This window comes from Kitasatospora sp. NPDC096204, assembly GCF_044763205.1.
Taxonomy (GTDB): Bacteria; Actinomycetota; Actinomycetes; order Streptomycetales; family Streptomycetaceae; genus Kitasatospora.
Genome location: NZ_JBIWFT010000020.1, coordinates 21,526 through 37,342, shown reverse-complemented (window position 1 = coordinate 37,342; position 15,817 = coordinate 21,526). Strand labels below are relative to the sequence as shown.

The window sequence follows — 15,817 nt, the reverse complement described above, 5'->3', positions numbered from 1 at the left end:
TCAACGCGCTGCCCGCCCTTCGTTCCGCTCCTCGCCGGCGGCCAGCGCCGCGTCGCCGAAGGTGCCGCGGACCCAGTTGTCGTCGTAGAGGGTGTCGAGGTAGCGCTCACCCAGGTCGGGGGCGATGGTGACGGCCGTGGTGCCGCGGTCGGCGCCGTTCTCCCGCAGCCAGGCGAGTGCGCCGCCGACCGCGGTCCCGGTCGAACCGCCGAAGTGGTAGCCGTGCGCGGCCAGTCGGCGGCAGATCCGCACCGTCTCCTCCTCGTCGACGTGGACGACGGAGTCGACGAAGGACTCGTCCAGGAGCGCCGGCCGGATGCTGGTGCCGAGACCGGGGATGTGCCGCGGGCCCGGGACCCCGCCGAAGGTCACGGAGCCGACCGAGTCGACGGCGACCACCTTCACGTCGGGCCGGTGCTCGTGGAAGTAGCGGGCGCAGCCCATCAGGGTGCCGGTGGTGCCGGCGCCGATCACCAGGACGTCGAGCCCGGGGAAGCGGTCGGCGATGGCGGGCGCGGTGGTGCGGTAGTGGGCCATCCAGTTGCCCGGCGCCTCGTACTGGTTGAGCCACACGACCTTCTCGTCGGCGGCGCACATCTCCTGGACGTAGCGGATCCGGGCGCCGAGGTAGCCCTCGGTGGGGTGCGCCTCGGTGATGACGTGGACGTCGGCGCCGAACGCCTTCATGGTGCGGCGGGTGGCCGCGTTGCAGCGGGAGTCCGTCACGCACACGAAGCGGTAACCGCGGTCGGCGGCGAGCATGCTGAGCGCGACGCCCATGTTCCCCGAGGAGGACTCGACCAGGGTCGAGCCGGGGCCGAGGACCCCTGCCGCCTCGGCCTGGGCCACGATCTCGCGGGCGGCCTTCAGCTTGATCGATCCGGCGAAGTTGAACCCCTCCACCTTGAGGTAGAGCTGTCGGGCGAAGATCGGATGCAGATCGACGAACAGATCGCTGACGTCGAATTCGTGCGGCGCAGATATGACAGGCATGGCAAGCTCCCGGCCGTCGGCGGTACGTCGTGACGTCGACAGCCTCGAGCTTCCATCCGGACTCTGACCGGGCTCTGACCGGGCGCTGACACGATGCTGACGCGACGTCGCCGGGGCCTCCGGGGCGGCCCGGACGTCCACTGTCCGCGCGCCCGGAGGCGGTGCCCCCACCGGGTGCGCGGCGTGTTCCTCGGAGGCTCACACCGGCACGGGTGACGGGAACCGCCTCCGCTTCGGGCGTTCGGTCATCGACGTTCGGACCGCCGTGAGGGGCCGGGGGCTCCGTCCGCCCCGGCATCCGGCCGTCCCAGCAACTCCGCCGCGGCCGAGTCGAGTTGGCGGGCCACCCATTCCCCCAGCGTCACCTGGGAGCGCTCGGCCGCCCGCTGCCACTGGCCCAGGCGGTCGCGGTCCACCACCATCCGGGGCAGCGAAGCCGTCTCGCGCGGTTCGGGAACGGCCCGGCGGCCGCCCTTGATCTCCGAACGCAGCCGGTTCCTCGACCACTGGTGGTACTCGGCGAGGGCCATCCAGAGGTCCTGCTCGTAGTCCGGGAGGGCGGCCACCTCGGCGTGGTGCCCGAAGCTGAGGCCTTCCCGGCGCCGTGGCGGCTCGAACCGCCGCGCCACCCAGACGTAGTTGCGGATGGTCTGGTAGTCCAGCCCCGCCGCCTCCATGGCCCGGCGGTAGCGATCGGGAAAGCGGTTCCGGCCGAAGATCACCCAGTCGCCGAGGCACCAGGCGGAGGAGTCGGCCATTCGCGCGAGGCCGACGCCGGCCCGCTCCCAGTCCTCGAACGACACCGCCCCGGGAACCCGTAGTCCCACCTTCGTCATCAGGATCCGAGAGCCCGCGTTCCATTTCTCGATTGCAGTCAATTTCGCTTCCCCGCCCCTCGTAGGCCCGGCTCTCCACCAGGCGGTTTCCGCTACCGCGCGTTCCCGTTCACCGATTGGCAGGGTGAATGCCGCCATTCCAAGATCCACGATCTTGGAATGGCCGTGACATTCCGCCCGATCGGCCAATATCGCTCGATCGGCGGCGGGCGAAGTCGCCCGCCGCCGTGAATACTCGCCAGTAGGCATGCCTAAAAGCGGCCATACGGTCCTATACGCCCTTCGCTGTCGTGGTGGCGGCCGCCCCGCCCTGTCCCGCCGGCGGGACAGGGCGCCCCCTGCGCTGCTTCCGTGCGCCATGGAAATCGCACAGGTGCCTTGGCGTCCCATCTGATTTCGGCTGTAATGTTCGCGATCAGGCCGCCCATTGATTCGGCCCCTCCAAGGTGCCGCTGGGACACGGGGGAATTTCATGTACATCACAATGCTGGGACCGCTGCGCGCCGCAAGCGGAATCGGATCTGCCGCTTTGGACGCCAAGAAGGTCCGCATGGCGTTGGCCGTGCTGGCCCTGCGCGCGGGCCAGGTCGTCAGTTTCGACGAACTCATTGACGAACTGTGGGGGGAGGCCCCGCTCAAGAACACGAGGAACTCACTCCAGGGCATTGTGGCCCGGATGAGAAGATCGCTCGGGCGCATCGAACTCGACCCGACCGACCAGGGCGTCGTGCGCACCGTGGGCAACGGCTACGTGCTGGACATGCCCGCGGACCAGCTCGACGCCGACCGCTTCCTGCGGCAGGCCGCGGAGGGCCGCAGCCTGATCGGACGGTCGCCGCAGAAGGCCGCCGAGCTGCTCCGCGGCGCGCTCACCATGTGGTACGGACCGGCGCTGGTCGACGTCGGCGACGGGCAGCGCTGCCGCGCCGCCGCACTGCGCCTCGACGAACAGCGCAGACTTGTCCAGGAGGACCTGATCTCCGCCCAGCTGGAGGCCGGCGAGGCCGGGGCGGTCGTACCGGAGCTGAAGCAGTTGCACGCCGAACACCCCGAGCGGGAGCGGTTCAGCGAGCAGCTGATGCTCGCGCTGTACCGGACGGGCCGGCAGTCCGAGGCGATCGCCACCTTCCACCGCACCCGCAAGCAACTCGACGACGAGATGGGGCTGTTGCCGAGCCGCCAACTGCAGCGGCTCTACCAGGCGATCATCAGCCAGGACGCGTCGCTCTCGCGCTGACCGTACGTGGGGCGGGTACCGGACCAGGTCCGGTACCCGCCCCACGCGAGGTTTCACACCGATTCCCCTGCGGCTGCCAGGGCGGAGGCGCCGACCGGCTCGCCGTCTCCCGCGACCGGGCCGGCCGGGGTCTCGGGCCGCCGCCCCAGCCGGGCCGGCCACCAGACCCACCGGCCCAGCAGGGCGATCACCGAGGGCAGCACCACGATCCGGATCAGCGTCGCGTCCAGCAGTACGGCGCAGGCCATGCCCACGCCCAGTTGCTTCATCTCGATGAAGGTCAGCGAGGCGAACAGGGCGAACACCGAGATCATCACCAGGGCGGCGCCGGTGACCACGCCCGCGGAGCGGGTGATGCCCTGCTCGACGGCTGCCCGGACGGACAGCCCGGAGGCGGCCGCCTCGCGGATCCGGCCGACGACGAACACGTGGTAGTCCATCGACAGCCCGAGCAGGATGACGAACAGGGTGAGCGGCAGCCAGGCCACCACCTTGCCCGTGGACTGGAAGTGCAGCAGCCCGTCGGCCCAGGTGTGCTGGAAGACCAGCTCCAGCACACCGAACGAGGCCGCCGCGGAGAGCACGTTGAGCACGACCGTCACCACGGCCAGCACGATCGACCGGAACGCCAGCGCCGTGACCACGAAGGTCAGGGCCAGGGCGAAGCCCAGGACCCACGGCATCTTGTCCACCACCTGGGCCCGGTAGTCCACGTCGTAGGCCACGTCGCTGCCGCCGACCGCCCACTTCACACCGGGCACCTGTCCCACCGTGGCGGGCACGAGGTCGTTCCGCAGCCGGCTGAGGGACTCCCTGGCCTCCGCGGAACCGCTGCTGAGGCGGGTGCCGATGCCGACGGAGGCGTACCGGCCGCCGTGCGAGGTGATGATCTCGGGGGCGGGGGTGGAGGTGAACAGCGGGTCCTGGCCGGTGCGTTGCACCAGGTTCTCGAGCGCGGTGCGGAGCTGCCCGACGCCGGCCTCCGGCACCTGGGCCACCACCAGCTGGGTGTCGGACTGGATCGGGAAGAACTGCGTCAGCCGCGCCTCGGCCTGCATGGCGGGCATGCTCCGGGGCAGGTCGTCCACGCCCGTGGCCTTCAGCTTCAGGTCGAGGGCGGGAGCCGCCAGCGCCAGCAGCGCCACGGCGGACAGCAGCAGGCTGATCAGCGGGTGCCGCAGCGCCGGACGGAGCAGCGCCGACCACACCCTGCCGCGGTCCCCACGGCCCTGCAGCCGCCAGATCAGCGGCACCCGCGGCCGCTCCAGCGCCCTGCCGAACAGCATCAACAGGGCCGGCAGCACGGTGAGCGAGGCGGACATCGCGATGGCCACCACCAGGATGCTGCCGGTCGCCATCGCCGTGAAGGCCAGGTTCCCGCCCAGGTAGAGCGCCGCCATGGAGAGCATCACGACGGTGCCGGAGACCACCACGGAGTGGCCGGAGGTGGCGGCGGCCAGCTCCACGGAGTCGACCTTGCCCAGGCCCCGCGCACGCTCCTCACGGAAGCGCTTGAGGTAGAACAGCGAGTAGTCCACGCCCACGGCCATGCCCATCAGCACGATGAGCTCGCTCACCGCTCCCGGGTCCGGGACGAGTTGGGAGGCGGCGCCCCACAGGCCGAGGCCGGCCAGCACCGCGGACAGGCCGAGCACCACGGGGACGCCGGCCGCGACGATGGCGCCGCAGACGAACATCATCACCAGCAGGGTGATCGGCAGGCTCAGCACGGTCGCCTGCTGCACCTGCTCACCCAGCATCGTGTTGAGGGCGGCCCGGACGGTGTCGGGGCCGACCAGTTCGACCCGTACCGCGGGATTGTCGCGCTGTGCGGCCTGCACCGCGTCGACCAGCGGCTGCACCCGGTCCGGAGCGGTGTCCTGGTCGCCGGTCATGACCACCGGCACCAGCAGCGCCTGCCCGTTCGAGGCCGGCACCTGCTCGCCCGTCGAGGCCACGTCGGGCAGGCCCTTGAGCCGGCTCGCCGCGTCCGTGGCGGCGCGGTCGGCGGCCTGCCGGTCGAGCTCGCCGTGGAGGGCGGTCACCAGTAGCGCCTCGGTCGGAGGCTGCGCCAGACCACCGCTCTTGGCGATCGCGGTGGCCTGCGCGGACTGCCCGATCGAGAGGTCCGTGTTGGTGGCGACCTTCGTCCCGGTGCTGCCGCCGACGGCCAGCGCGACCACCACGAAGACGACCCAGATCACCAGCGCCCACCATGGGTGGTTCGCACTCCACCGCGCCGACCTCGTCAGCACATTTCGGTTTCCCACGTCCCTCTCCTCATTCTCGCGGGCTCCCGCGAAGAGATCTGCGTCCAGAAGTGATCCGCATCCAGGCGGTGGAGAAGCAGAACGAGACCAGGTGCTTCACGTGCCGGCCGTGCGGTGTCCCGGCTTCCGCCCTCGTGTCATCACGCTATCGACGGACCGTCAGGTGATCGCGGGGGAAAGTTCCATGATGGTGGTGGACTTTTCTCCCCCACCGACGCCGACCGGCGGCTGCCAGCATCGGGAAACGACCCGGAACGGCCCTGATCCGGACAGGGCCACGGCGCCGGCGTAACCCGGCGCGGGGGCCAGGTCCGCGACGCGCCAGGGGCCGGTCAGGGCCCCGCCGCGGCCGTGGACCGTCAGCGGGCCGGGGCCGCCCAGCACCCACAGGCCGAGGCCCTGGCCGAGCCGGCCGCCCTCCGCCTTGACGCAGGCCTCCTTGCGCGTCCACAGGCGGGCGAAGACCGCCGCCCGCCCGTCCGGCCCGCGGCCCGCGGGAGCGGCCGCCACCGCCCTGAACTCGTCCGGCGGGAAGCAGCGTTCGGCGATCCGGGTGGCGACGGAAGCGCCGGCCGGCAGTTCCACGTCCACTCCGACGGGCCGCGCCGCCAGCGCCACCAACGCGATCCCGTGCGAGTGCGACAGGCTGACGAACAGCCCGTTCCCGTAGGCGGGTTCGGGCTTCCCGTTCGGCCCCCTGGTGAACCGCACGGCTTCGGGCGGGCGGCCGACCCGCGAGCCCACGACGGTGCGCAGCGCCGCGTGCGCGGTGACGAAGCGGGACCTGCGGATCGGGTCCGGCAGCCGACGGGCGCGGGCGCGCTCCTCGTCGTCGAGGAGCGCGCCGAGCACGGGCGGGGCGGGGCCCGGTGCCGTGTCCAGGGGCACGGTCCACACCTCCACGTCCTCGGGGACGGGCGGCGTCAGCACGCCTCGGCTCGTCCCACCCGGCCGGTGTGCAGGCCCTGGAACAGGTTGAGCCGCTGCATGGTGCCGGTGCCCTCCATGAACTCCACGCCCCGGGCGTCGCGGGCGTACTTGTCCAGCAGCGGATGCTCCAGGCGGGCCGCCGGGCCGAAGAACGAGAGCGCCGACAGGGTGGCGTCCTCCGCGAGTTCGCAGGCCCGGGCCTTCGCGGCGGAGGCGAGGTGGCCGTCCGCCGGGCGCCGGTCCACGGCGACGGCGGCGCGGTGGGTGAGCAGCCGGGTCGCGTGGATCCGCCGGTCCAGCTCCTCGAACAGCGCCAGCTCCGTGCCCCGCAACTCCCGTCGGTGCTCGGCCACGTAGTCGTGTGCGGCACCCGCGATCCCGAGGGCGATGGCGGCCACACTGGGCCGGAGCCGGTTGAAGACCGCGAGTACGCCCCACATGCCGCGGCGGGTCGGCGGCAGATGGTGTCCCAGCACCCGGTCCGCCGGGACGCGCACGCCGTCCAGCGCGATCGCCCCCAGCCGGACGCCGCGCAGGCCGAGGGTCGGCAGCGGTTCGGCCGTCCAACCGGGGTCGGCGGTGTCCACCAGGACGGCGCGCACCCCGAGCCGCTCGGCGCCGGCGACCCGGGCGAAGACCGCCGCGACCGACGCCCGGGTGGCGTTTCCGACGTAGCGCTTGGCGCCGTCGAGCCGGAAGGACCCGTCGCCCAGCGGGGTGAGCGAGGTGCTCATCTCGCCGATGGCCGAGCCTCGTTCGGGCTCGGTGAGGGCGAAGCAGGTCCAGGTCGGCCGCTGGGTGAGCCGGTCGCGGAACCAGTCCTGCTGCTCGGGACTGCCCAGCACGTCCACCAGCACACCGGTCATCGACGGACCGGGTGACGCCAGCATCAGGGCGGCGTCGCCGCGAGCGAGCTCCTCGACCAGCACCGCCCGTTCCAGGGTGTCGCCGGAGTCCGCCGACCGGACCCGGGCGGCCAGGTGCCGTACGGCCGGCAGGTGAAGCAGGTCGTGGACGGCCTCCGGGTCGCGGTCCAGCTCCAGGGCCGCCGCACGCAGGTCCCCGGCCCAGCCGCGCGCGAGGTGGCGCAGCTCCTCCAGGTGCGTGGGGAGCCGGGTCATGATTCCTCCGGGGGCGTGGTGGAGCGGGGTTCCCGGTGCACGTCGGCGAGGAGTTCCGAGAGGTGGGCGTCCCATCCGGGGCCGGGGACGGTGAAGCCGTGCGCGCCGAGAAGACGCAGCAGCGCCCGGTCGGCCAGGGTGATCCGGTCGTGCAGGCGCCCCATCGCGGCGGCGTCCGGCGGTGCGTCGGACTCGGAGAGCACGCACTGTGCCTCCAGCTGCTCCGTCAGCACGTCGGCCAGGGCGCCCTGGACCAGCTGCTTCATCAGGAGGGGGGTGCCGTCGGTGGTGCGCTTCGCGAGTCTGGCGACGACCGCGTCCCGGAGGCCCTCCGACGCGCCGAGCCGTACCCACACCAGTCCGGCCTGCCACTCCACCGAGGCCCTGGCACCGGCGGCGGTCGCGGGGCCGGTGGTCGCGGGTTCGGCAGCCGCAGCTACGAGGCCCGGACCGTCCTGGCCCCCCGGCAGCGGCACGGCGTCGGCCGGGACGAGGGCGTGGCCGCCGGGGCCCCGGGGCGGGGCGTCCGGGGACAGGGCCGTGTTCAGTCCGCGCACGGCCTCGACGATGCCGTCGCGGCGGGCACGGGCGCGGCACTCCCGCCAGCAGCGGTTGACGTCGACCGGCGCCGTCATCGGACTCCGCCCTCTCCGGCCGGCAACTCCAGGGTGCAGTGGGCCAGGCGGTCCAGTTCGTGGTCGTAGTCGGCGATCACCGCCGGCCCGCCCGGCGCCTCCCGCAGTGCCGCCCAGACCCCGGTGCACGGCAGCCCCGGCTCCGCGTCCCGGCGCCGGGTGCCGGGGGACGGCGCGAGCCCGGGGCCGGCGGCCAGCCCGGTGCCCGCCGCGAGCAGGGCGGCTCCGGAGAGGTCCGCGCGCAGCCCGGGCAGCGCCCGGTCGGCCCGGCCCTGTCCCATTCCGGCGACGGGCGAGGCCCCGCCGTCCCAGGCGAGCAGCAGTGCCACCGCCGAGTCGTGCTCGGCGGCGTACTGGCCGGACGCGGGCCCGGGGTACGGCTGCGAGCTCTGGTCGACGACGACCAGCAGCAGCCGGTCCCAGTGCGACCGGCGGGCGTACTCGACGGCGATCCGCAGCGCGGTGAACGGGGCCAGCACCCCCTGGTCGGAGACCGCGAAGCAGAGCGGCTCCCCGGGCAGCCGGTGCTGCAGCAGTGACGCGGTGAGCGTGGTGTGCTCGAAGTCCGGTGTGGTGTAGGCGAGTACGGCCACCTGCGGCGCCTCGGCCGGCGTGAGCGGACCGAGCGCGTCGAGGGCTCCGGCGGCCAGCCGGGGCGTCGGCCGCAGCGGGGAGTCCGTGAACCCCTCGCGCAGCACCCGCGTCCCGTACAGCTCGGCCGTCCGCCGGTGCACCTCCTGGACCGCGGGACGTGGCGCACCGCGGAGTCCCCTCTGGTCGGTGGGCCGGTACCAGCCCGCCCGCAGCAGGCGTGGGACCGTGCCCGCGACCGCGTCGGCGGTGGCGGGCACGGTTCGGGAAGGCGGCGCGGTGGCGCGGAACACGGCTACGAGCCCGCCTCGTTCACGACGAAGTCCACCAGGGTGCCCACCGTCGCGAAGTCGCCCATGTCCAGGCTCTCCACGTCGAACTGCAGGCCGAGTTCGTCCTCGATGACGATGAGCATCTCCAGGGCGCTGCTGGAGTCCAGGCCGAGGTCGTCGAAGATCCGGGCCTCCTCGCCGATCTCCGCGGTGTCCTGGTTGAGCACCTGTGCCAGGGCCTCGCGCACGGCGGCGAGACAGGCCGCCCGCTTCTCCGGGGCGGACACGGTTGCGGTGTCGTCGGTCATTGGTTCCTCTCCGGGGTCGGTCCCGCGGCGTCCGCGGGCAGGTGGAGGTGCTGGCGCGCGAGCATCGACTCGGTGTCGTCGCGTTCCCGGACCAGGTGCGGCCGTCCTCCGAGCATCAGCACCTCGGCCGGATAGCCGTGGCTGAGGAAGTGCACGGGGGAGGCGGTCGGGCCGTACGCGCCGGACCGTTCCACGCCCAGCAGGTCGCCGGGGCGCAGCTCGGGCAGCGACACCTTCTTGCCCAGCAGGTCGTTGGGCGTGCACAGCGGGCCGGTGATGTTCCACGGGCCGCCGTCCGGTTCGTCGAGCTTCTGGAGCGCCGTGATGGGGAAGTTGCGCTTGACGAACGAGCCGATGCCGACCGCCGCCATGTGGTGGTTGGTGCCGCCGTCGGCGACCGCGAAGCGCTCGCCCATGGAGCTCTTGGTGTAGCGGACCCGCACCACGTAGGTGCCGTGCACCGCGACGAGGTAGCGGCCCAGCTCCATGATCAGCCGGGTGCCGGGGTGCCGGTCGGCGAAGTCCGCGACCAGCGGGTTGAGCAGTTCGGCCAGCACCGCCGGGTCGGGGTCCTGCTCGTTGTCGAAGTAGGCCACCCCCAGGCCCCCGCCGATGTCCACCAGCTCCAGCGGGAAGCCCAGCTTGGCGGACAGCAGCTCGGCCAGCTCGAAGATGCGGCGGGCGTTGTCCGCGACGACGGCGGGGTCCAGGATGCGGGTGCCGAGGTAGACCTGCACGCCGTGCACCCGGACCGCACCGCAGCGGTCCAGCACCTCCTGCGCGGAGAGCAGCTGCCCCTCGTCGATGCCGAACTGCCGGGGCTTGCCGCCCATGGTCAGGCCCGAGCCCTTGACGGTGAACTCCGGATTGACCCGCAGCACCACGGGGGCCGGCACGCCGCGCTCCCGGGCCAGTTCGTCGATCAGCTCCAGCTCGTCCAGCGACTCGCAGACGATGGCGGCGACGCCCTCGTCCAGGCAGGCGGCGAGCTCCGCCCGGCTCTTTCCCGGGCCGAGGAAGAGGATGTCGTGCGGCGGGACACCGGCCCGGAGCGCGGTGACCAGCTCGGTCAGCGAGGAGACCTCCGCGCGGGCGCCGGCCGAGTGCAGCAGCCCGCAGACGGAGATGTTCGGGTTGGCCTTGAGGGAGTAGAAGATCTCCAGCGCCGGATGGAGCAGCGACTTGAGCTCCCGGAACCGGTCCGCGATCCCGTCGCCGTCGTAGAGGTACAGCGGGGTGCCGAACTCCTCGGCCAGGGCGGTGATCCCCACGCCCTGCACAGTGAACTCCCGGCTCATGCCGGACTCCCTTCCACGGTGTGCAGCAGCCCCGCCAGCCGGCGGGACACTTCCTCGTCGAGGGCCGCGGCCGCGTCGTCGTCGCCGGCGACCACCACGCCGTACAGGCGCCCCTCGAACGGCCCCTCGCCGCCCGCCGCGGCGGCGGCGTTGACCGTGGCGAAGTTGTTGACGAACAGCCCGGTGCCGCCGCGCTCCGTCAGCAGCAGTCCGTCGAGCGCGTCCCGCAGCTCGGCGAACGACAACGGCCGGGCGACGCGCAGCGGGTACTGGCGGGCGACGGCGATGCCGTCCGGTGCCATCAGTCCCTCGGTCAGCACGGCCTGGTAGGTCGACATGTTGTGGCGCGCGTTGATCTCGACCACGGGGTAGAGGCCGCCGTCCGGGTCGACCATGGCGTCGATGCCGACGACGCCGAACCAGCCGTCGGCGGCGAGCTTCCCGCCCAGCCGCGCCGCCGCCTCGCGCACCTCGCCGTTCTGTGCGGCGGTGAGCCTGGCCGGCATCCGGTGGCCCTTGTGCACGCCGCGCTCGGTCAGCGCCTCCTTGACGAAGTCGAACCGCACCGAGCCGTCGCGGCCCACGGTGAACTGGTAGTTGAGGTCGGCGGCCTTGGCGACCCACTCCTCCAGCACCAGGGCGAGGCGGTCGCCGCCGGCCCGCGCGGCCTGCCCCGCGGCCATCCGCCGCAGCCGCTCCAGCCGCCGCGGGTCGTCGAGCACCACGATGCCCTTGCCGGACACCCCGTAGGCGTCCTTGACCGCGATCCGGCGGCCCTCGGCCAGCCGTCCGCCGGCCCACTCCACCGCCTCCGCCAGCTCCGCGGTCGTCTCGCAGGTACGGCCCGGGGCCTGGCGCAGCCCCAGCTCGTCGGCCAGCTTCCGGCTGTAGACCTTGCTGTTCACGCGCTTGCACAGGGCGGCGGGCGGCGCGGCGAGCCGCAGTGAGGTGCGCGCGGCGAGCCGCTCCTCGGCCTCGGAGACGCCGTGTGCGACGATCCGGACGCCGAGCGGTGCCAGCCGGTCCCGCAGCGCGTCCAGCAGGACGTCGTCGGCGAGTACGTCCTCGGTGACCGCGCGCAGCGGGTCCTGCCGGGCCGGGACGTGCACGGTGGGCGTGCCGATGCCGAGCCCGCGGAGCTGGTCGAGGTAGTCCGGATCGGGCGCCGCCTTCAGCACGACGTGGTCCTGCTCGCCGCCCAGCAGCAGGGCGAACTCGTCCATCCGGTTCACCACCGCGCTCCCGGCGTGGGAGGCGACCCGGGGCAGCGCGGGCTCGCCCTCGGCCCAGTTGTTCTCGACCTCGAAGTTGCCGAGGAACAGCAGGGGGGTGTCCGCGGAGCCGGTGACCGCCCGCCCGAGTCGGGAGCGGAAGCCGCTGTCGGTCTCGTCCAAGGCTCGACCTTGCCTTTCTTGCGTGGGTGGACGGCTGTCGGGAGGACTGTCGGTGCTGGAGGGGCCGGTGCCGGGGCGGCGCCGGAGGGGGCGGTGTGCCGGGGGTGTCGGAGCGCTCAGTGCTCGAGGACCATGGCCGCGAAGGTCGCTCCCAGTCCCACGCTGGTCATCACGTAGCGGTCGCCGGTGGCCAACCGGCCGTCCAGGGTGGCCTGTTGCAGGTTGACGAAGGGGTCCGCGCAGAAGCAGTGCCCGGTCCGGGCGACCAGGTCGAGGTACACCCGGGCCATCGGGATGCCGAGCATCCGGCACACCGCCACCCACGAGAGCCGGTTGACGTTGTGCGGCAGCACCAGCGCCACCTCGTCCAGCGTGCACCCGGCCCGGTCGAGGGCGGCGCGCACCACCTCGCACAGTGCCGGTGCGTACAGCGCCTGGAACTCCTTCGCGGCCTGCGGGTCCTCCATCAGGAACTGGTCGTGGAAGCGGCTGTGGGTGCGGGCCGCATAGCCGAGCAGCCGGTCACCGGTTCCGCCCGCACTCAGCAGCACCGCGGCGGTGGCCTCGCCCATCACCGTGACGCCCGGGATGGACTGCGACTGCCTGGACCCGACCTTCTCGCCGGCCAGGACCAGGGCGAGGGCGTCCGGGTCGCCGTCCGCCGTCAGCAGTGTCCCGGCCATGTCGAGAGCGAGCAGGCCGGATGCGCAGGCGTGCTGCGAGACCACGAAGCCGGTGGCGTGCCGCAGGCCCAGCTCCTCCAGCAGCGGGGCCGTCGAGGTGTGCGGGTAGGGCATCGGGGACGGCATGGTCCGGGCCTGCAGCACGTAGCGGACGTCGGACTCCCGCCCGCGCAGCTCCGGGAGCGCCGCCACGGCCCGTCGCAGCAGTTGCGTCTCGCCCTCGCCGGGCTCGCGGCAGATCTCCGCGAGGCCGTAGTACCGCTCGTACTGGCGCAGTTGGCCGTCGGACATGCCGACGTCCCGCTGCAGCCGGGCGAGCGGCACCGTGGTGGGGCGGTGGCTGGCAACCGCCGATATCGCCGTCATGGGAACACGTTCCACCGGCCTGCTGACACGGCGCTGATCCCGCGCTGATCCCGCGCTGACCGCCCGCCGCGGACGCTTGCCCCGCCCGGGACGGCCCATGAGGATGTGCGCCGTGACAGCCTTCCCGAATGTCGAAGCGTTCGCCGCCGCCGCCGGCCGGCACCTGGGCCGGAGCGACTGGATCCCGGTCACCCAGGACCTGGTCGACCGGTACGCCGCCGTCGTCGGCGACGAGCAGTGGATCCACACCGACCCCGAGCGCGCCGCCGAGGGCCCCTTCGGGGCGACGGTCGCCCACGGCTATCTGACGCTCGGTCTGCTGACCGCCATGACGGACAGCGTCCTGTCCGTCGGCGGGACCCGGCACATCCTCAACGTGGGGCTGGACTCCGTGCGCTTCCACCGGCCGGTGCGGGTCGGCCGGCGGATCAGGGCGGACGCCACCCTGCTGACCGCGAGGCGACTGCCGTCCGGCTGCCTGTTCGGGCTCCGGATGGAGGTCGAGGTGGAGGGTGAGTCCGGTGTGGCCTGTGTGGCGGAAACCCGTTCGCTGGCCGTCCCTTGGCCATAAAGTGGATATTCCTCCCCTGTGGCGGACGGTCGCCGTTCCAATAATGGAGGGCGGCGCATCAATCAGGGATGCGGAACCCCAGGGGGCACCGGATGAACAGCAGGCAGCAGGGCGCATCGATGACCGCACACACGCCGGCGCCCCCACCGCCGGGCGGCTCCTTCACCGGCCTGCGACGCTCCCTCGTGCTGTTCGGCCTCTCCATGCGGGCGCTGGTGCTCGGCCTGTGGCTGACGAGCCTGTACGTCTTCCTGCCCGTCGGCCTGGGTGTGTCGCTGCTGCCGGGCACCCAGCGCGCCGTCCGCCGACTGGTCGACCGGCAACGTGAGTTGGCGGCGCAGTGGTCCGGGGTGTCGGTGCCCGCGCGCTATCCGCCGCTCCCGGACACCCGGCAGGGCCAGGCGCTCCACGCCCTCCTCGTCGCGCGGGACAACCAGGTGTGGCGGGACTGGCGGTTCGTCGTCATCGACCCGCTGCTCGGCGGCGTGATCGCGTTCATTCCGGCGGCACTGCTGCTCAGCAGCCTGTGGGGGCTGACGACGGCGGTGTTCGGCGCCCGGCTGTCGCACGACCTGGGCAGCATCTGGTACCTGTTCATCCCGGTCGACGGCCCCGTCACCGCGGTGCTCGCCGGACTGCTGGCCGTCGTGGTCGCGCTGTTCGCGCTGTGGGACGCCCCGCGCACCGCGCCGCGCCACGCCCGGTACGTGTTCCGGCTGCTGGCGCCGGGGGCGGACGAGGCGATGGCCGAGCGCATCGAGCACCTGACCACCACGCGCTCCGACGCGATGGACACCCAGATGGCCGAGATCCGCCGCATCGAGCGCGATCTGCACGACGGCGCCCAGGCCCGCCTGGTCGCGATGGGCATGACCCTCAACGCGGCCGAACGGCTGCTCAAGACCAACCCGGACGCGGTGGCGGCCCTGCTCGCCGAGGCCCGCGAGTCCTCGACCAAGGCGCTGGACGAACTGCGGGACCTGGTCCGGGGCATCCACCCGCCGGTGCTGGCCGACCGCGGCCTGGGCGACGCGATCCGCTCCCTCGCCCTGCTCTGCCCGCTGTCCACGGAGGTCGGCATCGACCTGGACGGCCGGCCGGAGCCTCCCGTCGAGTCCGCCGCCTACTTCGCCGTCTCGGAGATCCTCACCAACGCCGCCAAGCACTCCGGTGCCGAGCGCGCCTGGATCGACGTCCGGCACGAGGGCGGCATGCTCCGCATCGACATCACCGATGACGGGCGCGGCGGTGCCGACCCGGCCGGGGGGACCGGACTGCGTGGGATCGAACGTCGGCTGGCGGCCTTCGACGGCATCCTGGCCGTCAGCAGCCCGCCGGAAGGACCCACCCTGATCACCATGGAGCTGCCGTGCGAATTGTCCTGGCCGAAGACCACTTCCTCCTGAGGAACGGGTTGGTGCAACTGCTCACCGCCTACGGTCACGAGGTGGTCGAGGCGGTCGACAACGGCCCCATGCTGCTGCGCGCGCTCACCGGGAAGCGTCCGGACGTCGCGGTGGTGGACGTCCGGCTGCCGCCGGGCCTCAGTGACGAGGGACTGCGCGCGGCGGTCGAGGCCCGCACCCGGATCCCCGACCTGCCGGTGCTGCTGCTGTCGCAGTACGTCGAACCGCTCTACGCCCACGAGCTGTTGGCCACCGGCTCCGCGGGCGTCGGGTACCTGCTCAAGAGCCGGGTCACCAACGGCGACCAGTTCATCGACGCCGTCGAGCGGGTGGCCGCGGGCGGCACGGCGATGGACCCGGAGGTCATCCAGCAACTGCTCACCCGCAAGGTGCGCGACGAGCGCCTGACCGCGCTCTCCGCGCGCGAGCGGGAGGTGCTGGAGTGCCTGGCGCAGGGCCGCTCGAACGCCGGGACGGCGGAGGAGCTCCACATCTCCGAGAAGGCGGTGGCCAAGCACATCGGCAACATCTTCACCAAGCTCGGCCTGCCGCCCTCGGAGACCGACAACCGCCGGGTCCTGGCCGTCCTCGCCTACCTCGACCACTGAGCCCGGATCCACCGGGCCGATTTCCCGGGTGATCCCCTTCGGCTCGTCGGGATCCGGGAGCAGGCCTCCGGGGGGGGGAGTCTCGGGGAGAGGGGGCTTTCCGGGCGGGCGGGGGCGGGCCCGTGGTCATGGGGGTGGGGTGCCCCGGGGTGCGGGGGCGTGGGGGCGACGGGGCGCCGACTGCCGGGGGCGCCGCGGAGTCGACTCCAACTCCACCTCCGGGGGCGGGTATTGGCGGCCACCCTGGCTGGATCGACACGCCGTGGCGGGGTGGTTCGACGCCTTCGAGAGCAAGATT

At 72.9% G+C, this 15,817-nt stretch carries 15 protein-coding genes; 4 read left to right on the top strand and 11 right to left on the bottom strand.

What is annotated here, in order from left to right:
* A complete protein-coding gene (sbnA, locus tag ACIQ87_RS22370) occupies nt 1-993 on the bottom strand; it encodes a 2,3-diaminopropionate biosynthesis protein SbnA (RefSeq protein WP_402409437.1) in 993 nt (330 codons plus the stop codon).
* Between the two features lie 245 nt (nt 994-1,238).
* A complete protein-coding gene (locus tag ACIQ87_RS22365; RefSeq protein WP_402409436.1) occupies nt 1,239-1,829 on the bottom strand; it encodes an LmbU family transcriptional regulator in 591 nt (196 codons plus the stop codon).
* Between the two features lie 550 nt (nt 1,830-2,379).
* On the opposite strand from ACIQ87_RS22365, the gene ACIQ87_RS22360 reads away from it, so the two are divergent.
* Nucleotides 2,380-3,066: a BTAD domain-containing putative transcriptional regulator gene (locus ACIQ87_RS22360; RefSeq protein WP_402409434.1), complete on the top strand. Its 687-nt coding sequence runs from the start codon at nt 2,380-2,382 to the stop codon at nt 3,064-3,066.
* A gap of 53 nt (nt 3,067-3,119) precedes the next feature.
* Here ACIQ87_RS22360 and ACIQ87_RS22355 read toward each other — a convergent pair whose 3' ends face one another.
* From ACIQ87_RS22355 to ACIQ87_RS22315, 9 genes are all read right to left on the bottom strand, one after another.
* Nucleotides 3,120-5,270: an MMPL family transporter gene (locus ACIQ87_RS22355; protein WP_402409432.1), complete on the bottom strand. Its 2,151-nt coding sequence runs from the start codon at nt 5,268-5,270 to the stop codon at nt 3,120-3,122.
* A gap of 225 nt (nt 5,271-5,495) precedes the next feature.
* The gene (locus tag ACIQ87_RS22350) at nt 5,496-6,266 is read right to left on the bottom strand and encodes a 4'-phosphopantetheinyl transferase family protein (protein ID WP_402409430.1); all 771 of its coding nucleotides are present in this window, start codon (nt 6,264-6,266) and stop codon (nt 5,496-5,498) included.
* Nucleotides 6,260-7,387, bottom strand: a complete 1,128-nt coding sequence (locus ACIQ87_RS22345) for an acyl-CoA dehydrogenase family protein (RefSeq protein ID WP_402409428.1) — start codon at nt 7,385-7,387, stop codon at nt 6,260-6,262. The genes ACIQ87_RS22350 and ACIQ87_RS22345 overlap by 7 nt, the downstream gene beginning before the upstream one ends.
* Nucleotides 7,384-8,022 (bottom strand): hypothetical protein, encoded by a 639-nt coding sequence (locus ACIQ87_RS22340; protein ID WP_402409426.1) that lies wholly within the window; start codon nt 8,020-8,022, stop codon nt 7,384-7,386. Before ACIQ87_RS22340 ends, ACIQ87_RS22345 begins: the two co-directional genes overlap by 4 nt.
* Nucleotides 8,019-8,873 carry a hypothetical protein gene (locus tag ACIQ87_RS22335; protein ID WP_402409424.1) on the bottom strand — a complete coding sequence of 285 codons (855 nt, stop codon included), beginning with the start codon at nt 8,871-8,873 and terminating at the stop codon, nt 8,019-8,021. The genes ACIQ87_RS22340 and ACIQ87_RS22335 overlap by 4 nt, the downstream gene beginning before the upstream one ends.
* 35 nt (nt 8,874-8,908) lie before the next feature.
* Nucleotides 8,909-9,193, bottom strand: coding sequence for an acyl carrier protein (locus tag ACIQ87_RS22330; protein ID WP_402409423.1), 285 nt, complete (start codon nt 9,191-9,193; stop codon nt 8,909-8,911).
* The gene (locus tag ACIQ87_RS22325) at nt 9,190-10,491 is read right to left on the bottom strand and encodes a type III PLP-dependent enzyme (protein WP_402409421.1); all 1,302 of its coding nucleotides are present in this window, start codon (nt 10,489-10,491) and stop codon (nt 9,190-9,192) included. Before ACIQ87_RS22325 ends, ACIQ87_RS22330 begins: the two co-directional genes overlap by 4 nt.
* Nucleotides 10,488-11,885: a hypothetical protein gene (locus ACIQ87_RS22320; protein ID WP_402409420.1), complete on the bottom strand. Its 1,398-nt coding sequence runs from the start codon at nt 11,883-11,885 to the stop codon at nt 10,488-10,490. Before ACIQ87_RS22320 ends, ACIQ87_RS22325 begins: the two co-directional genes overlap by 4 nt.
* 116 nt (nt 11,886-12,001) lie before the next feature.
* Nucleotides 12,002-12,934, bottom strand: a complete 933-nt coding sequence (locus ACIQ87_RS22315; protein ID WP_402409419.1) for a 3-oxoacyl-[acyl-carrier-protein] synthase III C-terminal domain-containing protein — start codon at nt 12,932-12,934, stop codon at nt 12,002-12,004.
* A gap of 112 nt (nt 12,935-13,046) precedes the next feature.
* Between ACIQ87_RS22315 and ACIQ87_RS22310 the strand changes: the two genes are divergently transcribed.
* The 3 genes from ACIQ87_RS22310 to ACIQ87_RS22300 all read left to right on the top strand — a co-directional run bounded on the left by ACIQ87_RS22310 (nt 13,047) and on the right by ACIQ87_RS22300 (nt 15,519).
* Nucleotides 13,047-13,505 carry a MaoC family dehydratase gene (locus tag ACIQ87_RS22310; RefSeq protein WP_402409417.1) on the top strand — a complete coding sequence of 153 codons (459 nt, stop codon included), beginning with the start codon at nt 13,047-13,049 and terminating at the stop codon, nt 13,503-13,505.
* Nucleotides 13,506-13,624: 119 nt separating this feature from the next.
* Nucleotides 13,625-14,911 (top strand): sensor histidine kinase, encoded by a 1,287-nt coding sequence (locus ACIQ87_RS22305; protein WP_402409415.1) that lies wholly within the window; start codon nt 13,625-13,627, stop codon nt 14,909-14,911.
* Entirely contained in the window at nt 14,875-15,519 is a 645-nt protein-coding gene (locus ACIQ87_RS22300; protein ID WP_402409414.1) for a LuxR C-terminal-related transcriptional regulator, read from the top strand. The genes ACIQ87_RS22305 and ACIQ87_RS22300 overlap by 37 nt, the downstream gene beginning before the upstream one ends.
* Nucleotides 15,520-15,817: the final 298 nt, after the last annotated feature.